Raw genomic sequence first — 17681 nt, 5'->3', positions numbered from 1 at the left:
ACGGCTTCTTTGTAAGTCCTGGCCGGACGTCAGCCCTCCTTGACGAACCCCTCCTGCACCAGCCAGTCCAGGGCCACCTGGTGGGGATCCTCGCCGTCGACGTCGACCTTCGCGTTCAGCTCCTGCGCCACCGCGTTGTTCAGCCTCGCCGTCACCGGGTTCAGCACCTCGGCGATCGCCGGCCACTGCGCGAGGGTCTTGGCGTTGACCATCGGCGCGGCGTTGTAGTTGGGGAAGAACTTCCTGTCGTCGTCCATCACCACCAGGTCCATCGACTTGATGCGCCCGTCCGTGGTGAACACCTCGCCATAGGTGCAACTCCCCTTGGCCGTCTGGGTGTAGATGATCCCGGTGTCCATCTGTGTGATGTCGCGCGCCGGTACGGCCATCCCGTACCGCTTCTGCATGCCGGGCAGGCCGTCGGCCCGGTTGGCGAACTCCACCTCCACGCACAGCTTCACCGCGCCCGGGTCGGTCTTCGCCAGCCTCGCCACCTCGGACATCGTCTTCGTGCCGTACTTCTCGGCGTTCCTCCGGTTCATGGCGAGCGCGTAGGTGTTGTCGAGCTTCGACGGGGGCAGCCAGACCAGGCCGTTCCCGGCGTCCTCCTTCTTCACCGCCTCCCACTGCTCACCCGGGTCGGTGATCGGCCGGTTGTGGCCGAGGTAGGTGATCCAGGCGGTGCCCGTGTACTCGTAACCGGCGTCCGCGTCGCCCTTGCGGACCGCCTCGCGGCTGCCGATGGAGCCCTGGATGCCGGTGCGGTCGATGACGTCCGCGCCCGCCGCCTCGAACGCGATGCCCATGATCGAGCCGAGGATCAGCTGCTCGGTGAACGACTTCGACGTCACCGTCAGCTGCGCGCCCTTCAGCGGCTCGCCCTTGCCGATCGAGCCCGGCTCCACGTCGTCGGTCAGCGGCGAGCCGCTGGTCAGACCGCATCCGGCCGCCGCCGTCAGCAGGCCCGCCACCAGCAGGCACCGAGCCACCGCCGTCACCGGGCCCACAGCCGGCGGGCGTCCGCGCCGGGTCACGGCTGCAACCCCTTCGGCCGCAGCAGCAGTTCCGCCAGGGAGGCCAGCCAGTCCACCAGCAGCGCCAGCACCACCGTGAGGACCGAGCCCAGGACCAGCACCGGCATCCGCTGGTTGGTGATGCCGGTGGTGATCAGCACGCCCAGGCCGCCGCCCCCGCCGAATACCGCCAGGGTCGCCGTGCCGACGTTGAGGACGAGGGCCGTCCGCACACCCGCCAGGATCAGCGGAACGGCCAGGGGCAGTTCGACCCGGGTCAGCACGCCCGCCGGGGACATGCCGATGCCGCGGGCCGCTTCCAGCAGGGTCGGGTCGTTCGCCTTCAGACCGGCGATGGTGTTCGACAGCACGGGCAGGATGGCGTAGATGATCATGCCGGTCAGGGCGGCCCGGCGGCCGATGCCCAGCCAGATGACCAGCAGGGCCAGCAGGCCGATCGCCGGGGTGGCCTGGCCCATGTTGGCGAACGCCATTGCCACCGGCGTGGCCCTTCTCACCGGGCCGCGGGTGAGCACGATGCCCAGCGGGATGGCGATGATCAGCACGAAGAACGTGGAGATCGCGGTGAGCTGGATGTGCTGCCACAGCGCCTTGGTGACCTGGCCGCCGGACAGCGCGTTGCGGGTGAGCGCGTCCAGGTCGGCCTGCTGGAACCACAGCCAGGTGGCCAGCAGCACGGCGATCAGGGCCACGGGCAGGAACGTCAGCTTCTGCCAGGTGACCGGGGAGGGGCGCGGAGGCGGCGGCGCCTCGCCGGCCGCCCCGGTGGTCTCCTCGGCCTGCGCCTCCGTCGCCGTCACCGCGCCGCTCCCGGGCCGCCCGCGCCGCCGGCGCCCTCCTGCTCGGCGTGGGTCTGGGCGGCCCGCGACGACTGCAGTTCGTGCTGGTGCTCCATCGCCTCCAGGCGGTCGGCCTCCAGCATCTCGTGCACGGAGTTCATCAGCGTCTCCATGTCGACGACGCCCGTGTACTCCCCGCGCCGGCCGGTGACCGCCACCCGCCCGGCGTTGTCCGTGAGCACCGCCTCCAGCGCGTCCCGCAGGGTCGCGTCCCGGGTGACCGTGTCGTGCACCAGGGTCCCGGCCCGGGCCAGGGAGCCCTTGGCCCGCATCAGGTCGCCGCGCCGCAGCCATTTGTAGGGCCGGCCCCGCCGGTCCAGCAGCAGGATCTCGTTGGTGCCGCTGCCGCGCAGCCGGTTGAAGATCTGCTGCAGCGGATCGTCCAGCGTGACCGTCGGGTAGTCGGTGATCTCCACGTCCCGCACACGGGTGAGGTTCAGCCGCTTCAGCGCCGCCCCGGCGCCCACGAAGCCGGAGACGAAGTCGTCGGCCGGGTTGGTCAGGATCGCCTCGGGGGTGTCGAACTGGGCGATGTGCGAGCGCTCGCGCAGCACGGCGATACGGTCGCCGATCTTGATGGCCTCGTCGAAGTCGTGGGTGACGAAGACGATCGTCTTGTGCAGCTCGTGCTGGAGCCGGATCAGCTCGTCCTGGAGGTGGTCGCGGGTGATCGGGTCGACCGCCCCGAACGGCTCGTCCATGAGCAGCACCGGGGGATCGGCCGCCAGCGCCCGGGCCACGCCCACGCGCTGCTGCTGCCCGCCGGACAGCTGGCGCGGGTAACGGCCGCGGAACTCGCCCGGGTCCAGGCCGACCAGGTCGAGCAGCTCCTCGGTCCGCTCCCTGATCCGGGACTTCGGCCAGCCGATCATCCGCGGGACCAGGCCGATGTTCTGTGCGACCGTCATGTGCGGGAAGAGCCCGGCGGACTGGATCGCGTACCCGACCTTGCGGCGCAGCTTCACCGGGTCCATGTCGGTGACGTCCTCGCCGCCCATGCGGATCCGGCCGCCGGTCGGCTCGATCAGCCGGTTGATCATCTTGAGCGTGGTCGACTTGCCGCAGCCGGAGGGGCCGACGAACACCACGACCTCGCCCGCCTTGATCTCCATGCTCACGTTGTCCACGGCGGGCTGCGAGCTGCCCGGGAAGCGCTTGGTCAGCCCCTCCAGCTCGATCGAGGCACCGTGGTCGCCGGTCTCAGACACGGATCCCCCTCGGAATGGTCAGCCGCCCGACCAGCACGTACGCCGCGTCGAACAGCAGGGCGAGAACGATGATGCCGAGCGTGCCGGCGAGGACCTGGTTGAGCGCGTTGGCGCTGCCCAGCGAGGCCAGCCCGCGGAAGATGACGTTGCCCAGGCCCGGCCCCGAGGCGTACGCGGCGATGGCGGCGATGCCCATCAGCATCTGCGTGGAGACCCGGATGCCGGTCAGGATCGGCGGCCAGGCCAGCGGCAGCTCGATCCGCAGCAGCCGGGCCGGACGGGACATGCCGATGCCCGTGGCCGCGTCCACCAGGGACGGGTCGACCCCGCGCAGTCCCACGATCGCGTTGCGGACCACGGGCAGCAGCCCGTACAGCGTCAGCGCCACCACCGTCGGCGGCACGCCCAGCCCCACGACGGGGATGAGCAGACCGATCAGGGCGAGCGCCGGCACGGTCAGGATGGTGGCGGTGGTGGTCGTCGCGAGGTTCCCGGCCCACTCGCTGCGGTAGGTGGCGACGGCGATCAGCACCCCGAGCACGGTCGCGACGACCATGCACTGGAAGACGGCGCTCGCGTGCTGGTAGGCGTCCGTGAGCAGCTGCTGGTGCCGGTTGACCAGGTACTCCCAGAAGTTCACACGCGCTCACCCCTACACGTCAGGTCTCCTCCGCGGCCTGCTCCACGAGCGGGATGATCCGCAGCGGAACGGGGTTCTCCATGACGATCGCCGTGGAGGCCCGGACGATGCCATCAAAACCGACGACCCGGTCGATCACACGCTGGAGATCGGCGTTGGAGCGGGCCACGAGCCGGCACAGCATGTCCCCGCTGCCGGTCGTGGTGTGCAGCTCCAGCACCTCCGGCACACCGGCCAAGTGGGCGCGCACGTCGGCGCCTTGCCCCTGGCGGATCTGCAGCGTGGCGAAGGCCGTGACCGGGTAGCCGAGCGCCGCCGGATCCACCTCCGGGCCGAATCCGCGGATGACTCCGTTCGACTGAAGCCGGTCCAGCCGCGCCTGCGCGGTGCCCCGGGCCACACCCAGCCGCCGGGACATCTCCAGCACCCCGATCCGCGGCTCGCGCGCCAGCAGCAGCAGGATGCGGCCGTCCAGATGATCGATCGCCACAGCAGCCTCCCGGCATGGTCATCCTGTACAGAAAGACCGTCGGTACGCCCGTATCGCTGAACAGATTGCCCAGCCGAAACGCAAACTATTGCGCACCTTGCCGACTGGGGAGACCCTGCGGCTATGACGCAGACCACACACCACACTCCCGACACCGCCCGGCAGGCCGACCCCTTCCCGGTCAAGGGAATGGACGCGGTCGTCTTCGCCGTGGGCAACGCCAAGCAGGCGGCGCACTACTACTCCACCGCCTTCGGCATGAAGCTCGTCGCCTACTCCGGACCGGAGAACGGCAGCCGCGAGACCGCGAGTTACGTCCTGGAGAACGGCTCCGCCCGGTTCGTCCTCACCTCGGTCGTCAAGCCCACCACCGACTGGGGCCGCTTCCTGGCCGAGCACGTGGCCGAGCACGGCGACGGCGTGATCGACCTCGCCATCGAGGTCCCGGACGCCCGCGCCGCGTACGCCTACGCCCTGGAACACGGCGCCCGCTCGGTGGCCGAGCCGTACGAGCAGAAGGACGAGAACGGCACGGTCGTGCTGGCCGCGATCGCCACCTACGGCGAGACCCGCCACACCCTCGTCGAGCGCTCCGGCTACGACGGCCCCTACCTGCCCGGCTACGTCGCGGCCAAGCCGATCGTCGAGCCGCCCGCGCAGCGCACCTTCCAGGCGATCGACCACTGCGTCGGCAACGTCGAGCTCGGCCGCATGAACGAGTGGGTCGAGTTCTACAACAAGGTCATGGGCTTCACGAACATGAAGGAGTTCGTGGGGGACGACATCGCCACCGAGTACAGCGCGCTGATGTCCAAGGTCGTCGCGGACGGGACCCTGAAGGTCAAGTTCCCGATCAACGAGCCGGCCATCGCCAAGAAGAAGTCCCAGATCGACGAGTACCTGGAGTTCTACGGCGGCGCCGGTGTGCAGCACATCGCGCTCAACACCAACGACATCGTGCAGACGGTCCGCACGATGCGCGCCGCGGGCGTGGAGTTCCTCAACACGCCCGACTCCTACTACGACACGCTGGGGGAGTGGGTCGGCGAGACGCGCGTGCCGATCGACACCCTGCGCGAGCTCAAGATCCTCGCCGACCGCGACGAGGACGGCTACCTGCTGCAGATCTTCACCAAGCCGGTCCAGGACCGCCCGACGGTCTTCTTCGAGATCATCGAACGCCACGGCTCCATGGGCTTCGGCAAGGGCAACTTCAAGGCCCTGTTCGAGGCGATCGAGCGCGAGCAGGCCCGCCGCGGCAACCTCTAGCCCCCGGCGGCTCACGGGCCGTGCGGGTGTCACGGGGCACCCGCACGACCCGACGGTCCCGATGCCGTTCCGACTCGGCCCGGCTCCTCAGCCGGCCAGCTCCGGTGGCCGCACGTCCGGGGGGTCGCCCAGGGCCTGTGCCGCCGCTCGGGCCAGGGGGGCGTGCAGCGGGGAGAAGTACGGGTTGACGCGGAGCGCCTCCGCCAGGTGCCGGCGGGCGGCGCCGTACCGCTCCAGCTCCCGCTCGATCATCCCGCGGTGGTACATGAACACCGCGCTGCGCACCCCGCCCCCGCGCTCGGCGTCCGTCGCCCGCACCGCGTACCGCAGGCCCTCCTCGGACCGTCCGGCCCGGTGCAGCGCCCAGCCGAGCGCGTCGGCGACCTCGGTGCCCGGCTGCCGCGCGAACTCCGCCCGCAACCGCCGTACCGCGGCCCCGGGGTCGCCGTGGTCGGCCTCGTACCGCCCGAGGACCAGTTCCTCGTCGGCCCCGGCCGCCGCGGCGGCCCGCACCCGCTCGCGCAGCAGGCCGTACTGCTCCCGGGCCGCCTCGTCCATCCCCAGCGACTCGTACAACTCGCCCAGCTCCAGCGCGTGACTCGGCAGCGGCTGCCGGGCCAGCGCCGCCCGGTAGGCGTTCAGTGCCTGCGTCGTGCGGCCCAGCGCGGCCAGGGCCCGGCCCTGACCGGCCTGCGCCGACCGCAGATCCGCGTCCAGGCGCAGCGCCTCCCGGAAGTGCCGCAGCGCCACCTTCGGGTCCCCGCGCTCCCAGGCCAGCTGCCCGGCCCGCTCCACGTAGGCCGCCCGCTCGGCCGGCTCCCGCGCGCCCGCCGCCGCGTCCGCCAGCGAGGCCGCCGCGTCCTCGCGCCAGCCGCGGTCCCGGTAGACCCACGCGGCCCGTGCCAGCACCGCGGGCCCGGAGCGCAGCCCGGTCAGCCGGTCCAGCATCCGCTTCGCCGCCGCGTGCTCGCCCAGCCCGGTGCAGGCGTCGATGAGCAGCGGGTACGTGGTCCACCGCCGGGGTTCGAGCGTGCGCGCCCGCTCGGCCCAGCGCCGTGCGGCGGGGAAGTCGCGGCGGGCGTTGGCCAGCGCGGCCAGCCCGGTCAGCGCCATCACGTTGCGCTGCGGCCGCACCGACAGGGACCTGCGCAACGCCCGCTCGGCCCGCGGGTAGAGCTCCGGGTCGCCCAGGCGCCGCCCCCGCTCCACGTACGCCGTGCCGAGCACCGCCCAGGCCGCCGCGTCCCGCGGACGCGCCCGCACGTGCTCCTCCCGCTCCTCGATCAGCTCCGCCAGGCCCGCCGGATCGGCCGGCACCCCGGCACCGACCGCCGCCATCGCCCGCGCCCCGGGCGACGGCCCGGCCCGCTCGGCGGGCCGCTCCCACGGCAGTGCCCACAGCACCCCGCCGAGCACGGCGCACCCCGCCGCGGAGCCGATCAGCACCCGCCGCGCCCGGACCCGGCGCCCGAGGCCGCTCTCCCGCGGCCGGAAGCCCTCCTCCTGGTTCTCCATGGCGCTCACTGTGCGTCACCGCGGCGGGCGCGCCCGGGCAGGTGAAGGGTGCCGCCGACGGGGTTCACACCGATGGCCCCGGGTGCGAACCTGTGATCATGAGCCGTATCGAAGCGCCTCGCGACGACCGGACCGGCAACCTCGTCGACCTGCTGCTCGGCGGCCTGCCCGCCGAGGCGGTCCTCACCGACCCCGACGTCACGGCCTCCTACGCCCACGACATGGCGAGCTTCTGCCCGGCGGGCACCCCGGCCGTGGTCGTCCTGCCGCGCACGGCCGAAGAGGTCCAGCACGTGATGCGCACCGCCACCGCCCTGCGCGTCCCCGTCGTTCCGCAGGGCGCCCGCACCGGTCTGTCCGGCGCCGCCAACGCCTCCGAGGGCTGCATCGTGCTGTCCCTGACGAAGATGGACCGGATCCTGGAGATCAGCCCGGTCGACCGCATCGCCGTCGTCGAACCCGGAGTCGTCAACGCGGCCCTGTCCCGGGCCGTCGGCGAACACGGTCTGTACTACCCGCCGGACCCCTCCAGCTGGGAGATGTGCACCATCGGCGGCAACATCGGCACCGCCTCCGGCGGCCTGTGCTGCGTGAAGTACGGGGTCACCGCCGAGTACGTCCTCGGCCTCGACGTCGTCCTCGCCGACGGCCGCCTGATGTCCACCGGCCGCCGCACGGCCAAGGGCGTCGCCGGCTACGACCTGACCCGTCTGTTCGTCGGCTCCGAGGGTTCCCTCGGCATCGTCGTCCGGGCCGTCCTCGGGTTGCGGCCCAAGCCGCCCGCCCAGCTGGTGCTGGCCGCCGAGTTCGCCTCCGGCGCCGCCGCCTGCGACGCCGTGTGCCGGATCATGGAGGGCGGCCACGTGCCGTCACTCCTCGAACTCATGGACCGCACGACGGTCAAGGCCGTCAACGACCTGGCGCACATGGGCCTGCCCGAGGCCACCGAGGCGCTGCTCCTGGCCGCCTTCGACACCACCGACCCGGCCGCCGACCTGGCCGCCGTCGCCGCGCTGTGCGAGGCGGCCGGGGCCACCCAGGTCGTTCCCGCCGACGACGCCGCCGAGTCCGAACTGCTGCTCCAGGCACGCCGGTTGTCCCTCACCGCGCTGGAGGCGGTCAAGGGCGTGACGATGATCGACGACGTGTGCGTGCCGCGCTCCCGGCTCGCCGAGATGCTCGCCGGGGTCGACCGGATCTCCGCGCAGTACGGCCTCACCATCGGTGTCGTCGCCCACGCGGGCGACGGCAACACCCACCCGACGGTCTGCTTCGACCCCGCCGACCCCGAGGAGTCCCGGCGGGCCCGCGAGTCCTTCGACGAGATCATGGCCCTCGGCCTGGAACTCGGCGGCACCATCACCGGCGAGCACGGCGTCGGCGTCCTGAAGAAGGGGTGGCTCGCCCGCGAGATCGGCCCCGTCGGCATGGAGATGCAGCGGGCCGTCAAGCAGGCCTTCGACCCGCTGAACATCCTGAACCCCGGCAAGCTGTTCTGACCCCTCCGAGAAGCGTCGGACCCCCCTGACCGGGGGCGGGCCGGACGGCCTCGCCGGCCTCACTGCGCGAGCAGTTCGGTCAGTTCGTCGTCGAGGCCGAGCCGTTCGGACTCCGTCCCCGGCGGGACCACGCGCAGGGTGCGCTCCAGCCAGGCCGACACCTGCGCCGCCGGGGCCTCCAGCAGGGCGTCCCCGTCGGGCGAACTGAGCGCCATCAACACGACGTCGCGTCCCTGGGCCTTCGTGGGCCACACCCGCACGTCCCCCTGGCCGCAGGGCCGGAACACGCCCTCCACCAGCAGGTCCCGGGCGAACGTCCAGTGCACGGGCTGCTCCCGGTCGACGTGGAAGGTGACGTGGACGGCGTAGGGGTCGCCGGTGAGGTAGCCGAGCCGGGCCGGAACGGCGATCCGGTGTTCCGGCGACAGGACGAGGTTCAGTTCGAGTTCGCGCTCCACCACGCTGTGCATGACGTGTTCCCTTCCGCTGACGGCCGGCCGCGAGGGCCGTTCACCCTGTGCAGAGCGGGAAGGGGCCGCGGCATTACGCGGGTTGCGGAAGTTTTTTCGCAGGGGATCCGCCGGGGTGACGCATTGCCTAGCACATCGGTGCTCGAAAGGGGCGGGTCCGGTGGGAGCGGCCCTGGGCATCGCGCCGGTCTGATAGATGTGGAGGCCCCCATTTGACCCCCGAGCAGATACGGGACGACGGACATGAGCGCCCCAACCCCGGCCCCCGGTGACGACAGGCCCCGCGAAGGGTATTACCCGGACCCGTCCATTCCTGGGTACGTCCGGTACTGGAACGGAGCGTCCTGGGTGCCGGGCACCAGCCGGCCGGCGCCGAAGGACGGCGAGCCGCTCGCGCCGCCGCCCGGTGCCGGGGCGGCTCCCGTCGCGTCGGTCGAGGAGACCGGCCCGCACTTCTTCGACGAGGACCCGGTCGACCGGCCGTCCCCCGCCGACGCGCAGCACGGCAGCCGTCCCGAGCCGGCCTCGGCCTGGGGCGCGGACCGCGCCCGCCAGTCCGGCTTCGGAGGCGAGCAGGACCGCAGGGTGTCATGGGGGGCACCGCAGGGCGCGCAGGGCACGGGGCAGGGTGGGGCTCCGCACGGGGCCGGGGGCGCGCAGGGCGCGGAGCAGCAGGGTCCGGCCGTGCGACCGGAGGGCGATCCGAGGACGGCGCCGGCCGACAGCGGTTCCGCGGGCGGTACCTCCGCCCCGGCCGACGGCACGGTGTCCGCCCAGGGCCGCAACGCCGGCGGTGACGGCACGTTCGTCTTCCGCCGCCCGGCGGGCAAGCCGGGCGCACCGACCGCCGCCGACGCGCCCGACGAGGGCACGATGACGTTCCGCGCGGTCCCGCCCCGAGGAGCGGCTTCCGCCGCCCAGGCCCCGAACGCCTCGCCGGGCACGACGTCCGGTGCGCCGTCCTCCCCGACGGCACCGCCGGAAGCCCCGTCAGGCCCTGCCTTCGGCGCGCAGGGCGGTCCCGCGGGGCCGGGCGGCGGCGAGGGCGGCGCTGCTCCCGCGGGGCCGGGCGGCCTGTCGGGACCCCCCTTCGGCGGGCAGGGTGGCGCTCCCGGTTCCGGCGGTGAGCCCGGTGCGGCCGGTGGCGCCTCCGCAGGGCCGGCCGGCGCCCCGTCAGGTCCCGCCTTCCGCGACCGCGGCGGTGCCGCGGGGGCCGGCGGCCGGGCAGGCGCAGGGGGCGCCGGTTCGCCGGGACAGGCCGGCACCTCGCCCGCGGCGGCTTTCGGCGCGCAGGGCGGTGCCGCCGCCCCCGCAGGGACGGGTGGCCGGCCCGGTCCCGCCTTCGGCGCGCAGGGCGGTGTTCCGGCGCCCGGCGCCAACGCCGGGGCGGTCGGCGGCGCTGTCCCCGCGGGGCCCGGCGGGGCCGGAGACGGGCCCGGTTTCGCCGCCGGGAAGGCCGCTGCCGCCCGGGCCGCCGCCGCGCAGGCCGGGATGCACGCCCCCGCCGCTCCCACAGCCGTGTCCGGCCCGCAGGCGGGCCCCACCGTGCCGCCGCAGTCCCCTGGACCCGGCACCCCGTCCGGCGGCGCCGCCCCGCTCAGCCCGGGCCCCGGCGGCGGCCAGTCGTCCTGGGCGCAGCAGGTGCACCGGCTCGCCGGTGGCGTGGACGAGCAGCCCGTCGCCCCCTGGAAACCCCCGGTCGAGGACGTCTTCCAGGCGGCCGCCCGGCGCCAGGCCTCGGCCCGTCCCGCGGGACTCGGCAAGCGGCTGGCCGCCCGGCTGCTGGACACCCTCGTCCTCACCGGTGTCACCGCGGTCGCCGCCGTCCCGCTCGGCACGAAGGCCGTCGACCACGTCACCGAGAAGATCGACGCCGCCAGGCTCTCCGGCGAGACCGTCACGGTCTGGCTGCTCGACGGCACCACCTCGGTGTACCTCGGCATCATCCTGGCCGTCCTGCTGCTCGTCGGCGTCGTCTCCGAGGTGCTGCCCACGGCCAGGTGGGGCCGCACACTGGGCAAGAAGCTGATGGGCCTGGAGGTGCGGGACATCGAGGGCCACGAGGCACCGGAGTTCGGCGCGGCCCTGCGGCGCTGGCTGGTCTACAGCGTGCCCGGGCTCCTGGTGGTCGGCGTCGTCGGGATCGCCTGGTGCCTGTTCGACCGGCCCTGGCGCCAGTGCTGGCACGACAAGGCCGCCCACACCTTCGTGGCGGGCTGAGGCGACGGTGCCCGGCGGTGCCCGGCGGCAGACCCGCTCCCGCCGGGGCGGGTGATCACGTACTCCGGACGGCCGTCTGCCGGATGCGGAGCGCGGGTGTTCGCGGTCGACTCGGGCCATGAGCAGTGAACCGCCTCCCGGCTCCGGTCAGCAGCCCCCGGAAGACGACCCGTTCAGGAAGCGCCCCCCGGGCGAGCAGCCCGGTGGGGGGACGGGCTCGCCCTACGGCAGCGACCCCCCGCCGTCCTACCCGGGCGGCCCGGGAAGCCCTGGAGGCGGCACCGGTGGCCCGTACGACGCAGGAGGCGGCCCCTACGGCGGCCCTCCGGGCGGCGGCGGTCCCTACGGCGGCCCTCCTCCGGGCGGCGGCCCCTACGGCGGTGACCCCTACGGCGGCCGTCCCGCCGACCCCCTCGCCGGCATGCCCCCGCTCGCCGACAGCGGCAAGCGCACGCTCGCCCGCATCATCGACATGATCCTGGTCGGTGTCGTCGTCTGGCTGCTCACCTGGGGCGCCGGCGTCAGCGAGTACGACGTGGACAGCGACCGCATCGAAGTCGGCAAGTCCTTCTGGCAGTCGGTGGTCGCCGCCGTCCTGTACATCGCCTACGACACCCTCATGACGGCCCGGACCGGCCAGACCCTCGGCAAGAAGCTGCTGCACCTGCGCGTGGCCGACCTGAACAACGGCGCCACGCCCTCCGTGCAGAGCGCGCTGGCGCGCGCGGCGGTGCTGTGGATCCCGTTCGCCTTCTGCTGCGCCTGCGTGTGGACCGCGATCTCCGGCGGCTGGAGCTTCTTCGACCGGCCCTACAAGCAGGGCCTGCACGACAAGGCGGCCAAGACGGTCGTGGTCAGCACCAAGTGAGGTCGCGGAAGGCCGGTCAGGCCGCCCGCTCGCGCACCGGCTCCTGGGCCCGCGCGGCCCTCGACGCCCGTACGGGCTCCCGCGGCGCGGGCTGCTCCACGGCGGCCGCGCGCCGCCGGGGCAGCGGCACGGTCATGGCGACCAGCAGCCCCAGGGCCAGGGCCGCGACGGCGATGACGGCGATCCACACACCCGAACTCGTCTGCGACAGCAGCAGCATGGCGAGGGTCGAGAAGATCACGGTGCACGCACCGTAGGCGAGCTGTGCGGCAGTCGGACGGGGCATGGCCATCATGTCCTCGTAAGTGGGGGTCCACGGGGGTGTCGTCCTGGCATTCCGCCGGCTTCCGGGCGTCTGCCGACCGACATTCTCTCCCGCAGCGTGCCCGAGGGGAACGCGCGGTAAGCGTGACCTCTTCAACATGGGCGGTGCACGGGGGGCGCACGGAGTCATGACGTCCACGGAGCGGACGGGGGCACGCGCCCGCGGGCCCGGCCCGGGAGGCGGGCGACAACCGTTCGGTTGTCCGTAAAACGAACGTCGACTCCGCATAGTGCACTTGACTTGTCCAAGTCAAGGTCTGTCTTTTCCGGTGAACCTCTAGTCAAATGTCGTCACTTGACTACACGCGTTGATCACGCGCGCTTGCGGACCGCACGTACCCCCTTCCCTTCCGCACGCGCGAACGCGGGGGAGGAAATCAAGTGACCAGTAGACCCTGGACGTTCAGAGCGGCCGCCATCTCAGTGGCGCTCGCGGCGGCCACCGCCACCGTCACCGCCTCGACGTACGCGGTGGCCGACGACGCCTCCGCGCCCCGGTCCACCACCGTGGACCGGCACGACCCGGCGGACCGCCACCACGACGAGCACGACCTCGAAGGCCCTCTGAGCAAGACCCAGGAGGCGCAGCGGCAGGAAGCCCTCGAACAGGTCATATCCGGCGAGGCCAAGGTCAAGAACCGCGAGGGTTCCAAGGTCGTCCAGCTCAAGAGCAAGAAGGGCGACAGCAAGTACGTCGAGCTCGGCCGCGAGAAGACCGACAAGATCTTCACGATCCTGGTCGAGTTCGGCGACAAGATCGACAGCCGCTACGGCGGCACCCCGGGACCGCTGCACAACACGATCCCCAAGCCCGACCGCAAGAAGGACAACTCCACGGCGTGGCGCGCCGACTACGACCGGGAGTACTTCCAGGACCTGTACTTCGGGTCCGGCAAGGGCGTCGACTCGGTCAAGACGTACTACGAGAAGCAGTCCTCGGGCCGCTACTCGGTCGAGGGTGAGGTCTCCGACTGGGTCAAGGTGCCCTACAACGAGGCCCGTTACGGCAACAACGCCTGCGGCGACACCAACTGCTCCAGCGTGTGGAACGTCGTCAGCGACGGTCTGAACGCCTGGGTCGCCCAGCAGAAGGCGGCCGGCCGCACCGACGCCCAGATCAAGGCGGACGTCGCGCGGTTCGACGAGTGGGACCGCTACGACTTCGACGGCGACGGCGACTTCAACGAGCCCGACGGCTACATCGACCACTTCCAGATCGTGCACGCGGGCGAGGACGAGTCCGCGGGCGGCGGCGCCCAGGGCACCGACGCGATCTGGGCGCACCGCTGGTACGCCTTCGGCACCGACGCCGGCGCCACCGGCCCGGAGAACAACAAGCTCGGCGGCGCGAAGATCGGCGACACCGGCATCTGGGTCGGCGACTACACCGTCCAGCCGGAGAACGGCGGACTCGGCGTCTACGCCCACGAGTACGGCCACGACCTCGGTCTGCCGGACCACTACGACACCGCGGGCGGCGAGAACTCCACCGGCTTCTGGACGCTGATGTCGTCCGGCTCCTGGCTGGGCACCGGCAAGAACGAGATCGGCGACCTGCCCGGCGACATGACCGCCTGGGACAAGCTGCAGCTCGGCTGGCTCAACTACGACCGGGCCAAGGCGGGTGTCAACTCCTGGCACAAGCTGGGCGTGGCGGAGTACAACACCAAGCACAAGCAGGCCCTGGTCGTCGACCTGCCCAAGAAGGCGGTCACCACCGAGATCGTCCCGCCCGCCGAGGGCAGGACGCAGTGGTGGAGCGGCAGCGGCGACAACCTCAAGAACAGCCTGACGCGTTCGGTCGACCTCACCGGCAAGTCCACGGCGCAGCTGACCCTCGACGGCTGGTACGACATCGAGGCCAACTACGACTACCTCTACACCGAGGTCTCGACCGACGGCGGCGCCAACTGGACCGCCCTCGACGGCACGGTGGACGGCCAGCCGATCCCGCGCGACGGCAGCGACAAACCGGCCCTGACCGGCACGGTCGACGGCTACAAGAAGCTCGCGTTCTCGCTGGACGCCTACGCCGGCAAGAAGATCGACCTGCGCTTCCGCTACCAGACCGACGGCGGCGTGGCCCAGAAGGGCTTCGCGGCCGACTCGATCACGGTGACCGCCGACGGCACGCCGGTCTTCTCCGACAACGCCGAGAGCGCGGACGCCGCGTGGAAGGCCACCGGCTTCTCCCGGATCGGCGCGTCCTTCACCAAGGACTACGCGCAGTACTACATCGCCGAGAACCGGCAGTACGTGTCGTACGACAAGACGCTGAAGACCGGTCCGTACAACTTCGGCTTCACGGCGCGTCCGGACTGGGTGGAGCACTACGCGTACCAGAACGGCCTGCTGATCTGGAAGTGGGACACCTCCCAGGCGGACAACAACACCAGCCAGCACAAGGGCACCGGCCTGGTCCTGCCGGTCGACTCGCACCCGGACGCGCTGAAGTGGGCCGACGGCACGCTGATGCGCAACCGCATCCAGTCCTACGACTCGCCGTTCAGCCTCTACCGCACCGACGGCATGACGCTGCACAAGGCGGACGTGGCGAAGTACATCCCGGGCTCTAAGGGCGTCTCGGTCTTCAACGACCGCACGAACGACTACTACGACGAGTCGAACCCGACCGCGGGCGTCAAGATCACTGACACCAACACGAAGATCAAGATCCTCAAGGAGGCCAAGAACGGCTCGACCATCGAGCTGGAGGTCGGCCCCGCGGGTAGGTAATCCGCATCCTTGCAGGTCAGAACATGATCGGCGGTGACCCACTGGCGGGTCACCGCCGATCCGTGTTTAGGTGCGTCCTGTGGCTCTCTTATTGACACCGACCGACACGGGGGGATGACCGCATGGCCGCAGGAGGCTTCTGCAAGCTGCCGAACGGCACGGTGGTGGTGGCGCTGAACCTGCCCAGCCCCGCCGCCGACGGCCCCGGCGCCGTCCGCGTCCTCGTCCACTCCGTGAACCGCGCGCGGGCCCTGACCAGGCTCCGCAACCTCGGTCTGCGGTCGGTCTACCTGCGCGGCAACGCCGCCCCGCCCACGCCGGACGAGATCACCGCGGTCCTGCACCACCCCGACGGCCTCATATGGCGCACGGCCCCCGACAACGGTGTCGCGACCGGCCCGGACCTGGTCCAGGAGCTGTGGCGCCCGATCCGGTCCCTGCTGCGGCGCCCGACGGCCCAGACCTGAGCCGCGTCCGCGGCTACTGCACCACCGGCTTGCCCGACAGCTCCACGCCCGCCTCGCGCAGTTCCTCCAGGGCGCGGTCCGTGGTCTCCTGCGCCACCCCGGCCGTCAGGTCCAGCAGCACCTGGGTGCGGAAGCCCTCGCGGGCGGCGTCCAGGGCCGTGGCCCGTACGCAGTGGTCCGTGGCGATGCCGACCACGTCGACCTCGGTGATCTCGCGCGAGCGGAGCCAGTCGGCCAGCGAGGTGCCGTTCTCGTCGGTGCCCTCGAAGCCGCTGTAGGCCGCCGAGTAGGCCCCCTTGTCGAACACGGCGTCGACCGAACCCGAGGCGACCGCCGGGGCGAAGTTCGGGTGGAAGCCCACGCCCTCCGTGCCGGCCACGCAGTGCGCGGGCCAGGAGTGGGCGTAGTCGGGGCTGGCGGAGAAGTGCCCGCCCGGGGCGATGTGGTGGTCCCGGGTGGCCACGACGTGCCGGTAGCCGGTGCCGGCCGCCTGCCCGACCAGCTCGGTGATGGCGGCGGCCACGTCGGCACCGCCGGACACCGCGAGGCTGCCCCCCTCGCAGAAGTCGTTCTGCACGTCTACGACGATCAAGGCGCGGCGCATGGTCGGCATCCTTCGGCTATGAGGTCGGCGGGCCCGGCCGGTGGACGACCGAGCCTAGAGGCGGGGACGGGAGGACGGGAGGGGGACGGGTCGGCGCGTCACGGCACACCGCTATTGGCTACCCGAGGCGCCGTGCACGTACTCCGTGGGAAGGACGGGCTCCCCGCGCGAGAGCTGCGTGGCCGACATCGGCAGACCGGCGCGCGCCGTCATGTGCCGCTCCCGCGCCGCGTCCAGCGGCTCGCGCGCCACGACCTCGCCGCCCTTGACCAGCTCCACCAGCAGCTGCCGGTCCACCAGCGCGCCCGGCACCGGCCCGGTGCCGACCACCTCGGCCTCCGCGACCCCGTGGGCGTCCAGCCGGCGCGCGGCCCACTTGCGCCCGCCCACCGACGCCTTGCCGCCGCTGGACTTCTTCGCCACCGGCACCAGCGGGGCCTTCGGGTCGTCGGACCCGGCCCGGGCCACCAGCTTGTAGACCATCGAGGACGTCGGATGACCGGAGCCGGTCACCAGCTGCGTGCCCACGCCGTAGGCGTCCACCGGCGCCGCCGCCAGCGAGGCGATGGCGTACTCGTCCAGGTCCGAGGTGACGACGATCTTCGTGCCGGTCGCGCCCAGCTCGTCGAGCTGGCGGCGCACCCGGTGCGCCACGAGGAGCAGGTCGCCGGAGTCGATGCGCACCGCGCCGAGACCGGTGCCGGCGACCTCCACGGCCGTACGGACCGCCTCGGCGACGTCGTAGGTGTCCACCAGCAGCGTCGTGCCCCGGCCCAGGGTGTCCACCTGGGCGCGGAAGGCGTCCCGCTCGCTGTCGTGCAGCAGGGTGAAGGCGTGCGCGGAGGTGCCGACGGTGGGGATGCCGTAGCGGAAACCCGCGGCCAGGTCGGAGGTGGTGGCGAAGCCGCCGACGTAGGCGGCCCGGGAGGCGGCCACCGCGGCCAGCTCGTGGGTGCGCCGGGCGCCCATCTCGATCAGGGGCCTGTCGCCCGCGGCGGCCGACATCCGCGAGGCCGCCGCGGCGATCGCCGAGTCGTGGTTGAGGATCGACAGGATCACCGTCTCCAGCAGCACGCACTCGGCGAAGGTGCCCTCCACCCGCATGATCGGCGAGCCCGGGAAGTACACCTCGCCCTCCGGGTAGCCCCAGATGTCCCCGCTGAAGCGGTAGCCGGCCAGCCAGTCCAGGGTCCGCTCGTCGACGATCTCCCGCTCGCGCAGGAAGGCGAGGACGGCCGGCTCGAAGCGGAAGTTCTCCACCGCGTCCAGCACCCGTCCGGTGCCCGCCACGACGCCGTAGCGGCGGCCGTCCGGCAGCCGCCGGGTGAAGACCTCGAACACGCTGCGCCGCTCGGCCGTGCCCGCCGCGAGGGCGGCGCGCAGCATCGTCAGCTCGTACTGGTCCGTGAAGAGCGCCGTCGACGGAACATCCACCGGCAGCCCAAGGTCCGCTGTGTTCATGGGAAGGAGCGTACCCCCATTTCGTCAATCTGACGAT

At 72.4% G+C, this 17681-nt stretch carries 16 protein-coding genes and 1 pseudogene; 7 read left to right on the top strand and 10 right to left on the bottom strand.

Annotated elements, in window-relative coordinates; all coding sequences use genetic code 11:
• Positions 1 to 29: 29 nt before the first annotated feature.
• The 5 genes from Q5694_RS15870 to Q5694_RS15850 are packed head-to-tail and all read right to left on the bottom strand — an operon-like array spanning position 30 to position 4211.
• Positions 30 to 1034, bottom strand: a complete 1005-nt coding sequence (locus Q5694_RS15870) for a glycine betaine ABC transporter substrate-binding protein (RefSeq protein WP_443040882.1) — start codon at positions 1032 to 1034, stop codon at positions 30 to 32.
• Positions 1031 to 1834: an ABC transporter permease gene (locus Q5694_RS15865; protein WP_333933603.1), complete on the bottom strand. Its 804-nt coding sequence runs from the start codon at positions 1832 to 1834 to the stop codon at positions 1031 to 1033. Before Q5694_RS15865 ends, Q5694_RS15870 begins: the two co-directional genes overlap by 4 nt.
• The gene (locus Q5694_RS15860; protein WP_333933602.1) at positions 1831 to 3081 is read right to left on the bottom strand and encodes a betaine/proline/choline family ABC transporter ATP-binding protein; all 1251 of its coding nucleotides are present in this window, start codon (positions 3079 to 3081) and stop codon (positions 1831 to 1833) included. Before Q5694_RS15860 ends, Q5694_RS15865 begins: the two co-directional genes overlap by 4 nt.
• Positions 3074 to 3721 carry an ABC transporter permease gene (locus Q5694_RS15855; protein ID WP_333933601.1) on the bottom strand — a complete coding sequence of 216 codons (648 nt, stop codon included), beginning with the start codon at positions 3719 to 3721 and terminating at the stop codon, positions 3074 to 3076. The genes Q5694_RS15860 and Q5694_RS15855 overlap by 8 nt, the downstream gene beginning before the upstream one ends.
• A gap of 19 nt (positions 3722 to 3740) precedes the next feature.
• Complete coding sequence (locus Q5694_RS15850; protein WP_333933600.1) at positions 3741 to 4211, bottom strand: Lrp/AsnC family transcriptional regulator; 471 nt, start codon at positions 4209 to 4211, stop codon at positions 3741 to 3743.
• A 123-nt stretch (positions 4212 to 4334) separates the two neighbouring features.
• Between Q5694_RS15850 and hppD the strand changes: the two genes are divergently transcribed.
• On the top strand, positions 4335 to 5480 hold the full coding sequence (hppD, locus tag Q5694_RS15845) for a 4-hydroxyphenylpyruvate dioxygenase (RefSeq protein WP_333933599.1): 1146 nt from the start codon (positions 4335 to 4337) through the stop codon (positions 5478 to 5480).
• An 87-nt stretch (positions 5481 to 5567) separates the two neighbouring features.
• Here the strand turns inward: hppD and Q5694_RS15840 are convergent, their stop codons facing one another.
• Entirely contained in the window at positions 5568 to 6995 is a 1428-nt protein-coding gene (locus Q5694_RS15840; RefSeq protein WP_333933598.1) for a tetratricopeptide repeat protein, read from the bottom strand.
• A gap of 92 nt (positions 6996 to 7087) precedes the next feature.
• Between Q5694_RS15840 and Q5694_RS15835 the strand changes: the two genes are divergently transcribed.
• A complete protein-coding gene (locus Q5694_RS15835; RefSeq protein WP_333933597.1) occupies positions 7088 to 8494 on the top strand; it encodes an FAD-binding oxidoreductase in 1407 nt (468 codons plus the stop codon).
• Positions 8495 to 8553: 59 nt separating this feature from the next.
• On the opposite strand, the gene Q5694_RS15830 is transcribed toward Q5694_RS15835, so the two are convergent.
• The gene (locus Q5694_RS15830; RefSeq protein ID WP_333933596.1) at positions 8554 to 8964 is read right to left on the bottom strand and encodes an SsgA family sporulation/cell division regulator; all 411 of its coding nucleotides are present in this window, start codon (positions 8962 to 8964) and stop codon (positions 8554 to 8556) included.
• A 243-nt stretch (positions 8965 to 9207) separates the two neighbouring features.
• On the opposite strand from Q5694_RS15830, the pseudogene Q5694_RS34825 reads away from it, so the two are divergent.
• The 3 genes and pseudogenes from Q5694_RS34825 to Q5694_RS15820 all read left to right on the top strand — a co-directional run.
• A pseudogene (locus Q5694_RS34825) lies at positions 9208 to 9300 on the top strand (DUF2510 domain-containing protein); the annotation flags it as partial.
• Between the two features lie 12 nt (positions 9301 to 9312).
• Positions 9313 to 11184: an RDD family protein gene (locus Q5694_RS15825; protein ID WP_443040890.1), complete on the top strand. Its 1872-nt coding sequence runs from the start codon at positions 9313 to 9315 to the stop codon at positions 11182 to 11184.
• 118 nt (positions 11185 to 11302) lie between these two features.
• Positions 11303 to 12052, top strand: coding sequence for an RDD family protein (locus tag Q5694_RS15820; protein ID WP_333933594.1), 750 nt, complete (start codon positions 11303 to 11305; stop codon positions 12050 to 12052).
• Between the two features lie 16 nt (positions 12053 to 12068).
• On the opposite strand, the gene Q5694_RS15815 is transcribed toward Q5694_RS15820, so the two are convergent.
• The gene (locus Q5694_RS15815; protein ID WP_333933593.1) at positions 12069 to 12344 is read right to left on the bottom strand and encodes a hypothetical protein; all 276 of its coding nucleotides are present in this window, start codon (positions 12342 to 12344) and stop codon (positions 12069 to 12071) included.
• A gap of 413 nt (positions 12345 to 12757) precedes the next feature.
• Here Q5694_RS15815 and Q5694_RS15810 point away from each other — a divergent pair, with 413 nt between their 5' ends.
• On the top strand, positions 12758 to 15112 hold the full coding sequence (locus Q5694_RS15810; protein ID WP_333933592.1) for an immune inhibitor A domain-containing protein: 2355 nt from the start codon (positions 12758 to 12760) through the stop codon (positions 15110 to 15112).
• A 122-nt stretch (positions 15113 to 15234) separates the two neighbouring features.
• Complete coding sequence (locus Q5694_RS15805) at positions 15235 to 15579, top strand: hypothetical protein (protein WP_333933591.1); 345 nt, start codon at positions 15235 to 15237, stop codon at positions 15577 to 15579.
• Positions 15580 to 15592: 13 nt separating this feature from the next.
• On the opposite strand, the gene Q5694_RS15800 is transcribed toward Q5694_RS15805, so the two are convergent.
• Together Q5694_RS15800 and Q5694_RS15795 are read right to left on the bottom strand one after the other, a co-directional pair.
• Positions 15593 to 16183 (bottom strand): nicotinamidase, encoded by a 591-nt coding sequence (locus tag Q5694_RS15800; protein WP_333933590.1) that lies wholly within the window; start codon positions 16181 to 16183, stop codon positions 15593 to 15595.
• Between the two features lie 111 nt (positions 16184 to 16294).
• Entirely contained in the window at positions 16295 to 17644 is a 1350-nt protein-coding gene (locus Q5694_RS15795) for a nicotinate phosphoribosyltransferase (protein WP_333933589.1), read from the bottom strand.
• Between the last annotated feature and the right edge of the window lie 37 nt (positions 17645 to 17681).

The organism is Streptomyces sp. AHA2 (assembly GCF_036857595.1).
Lineage (GTDB): Bacteria > Actinomycetota > Actinomycetes > Streptomycetales > Streptomycetaceae > Streptomyces.
Note: the sequence above shows the minus strand (reverse complement) of the source record. Positions and strands in the feature narration are given on the sequence as shown.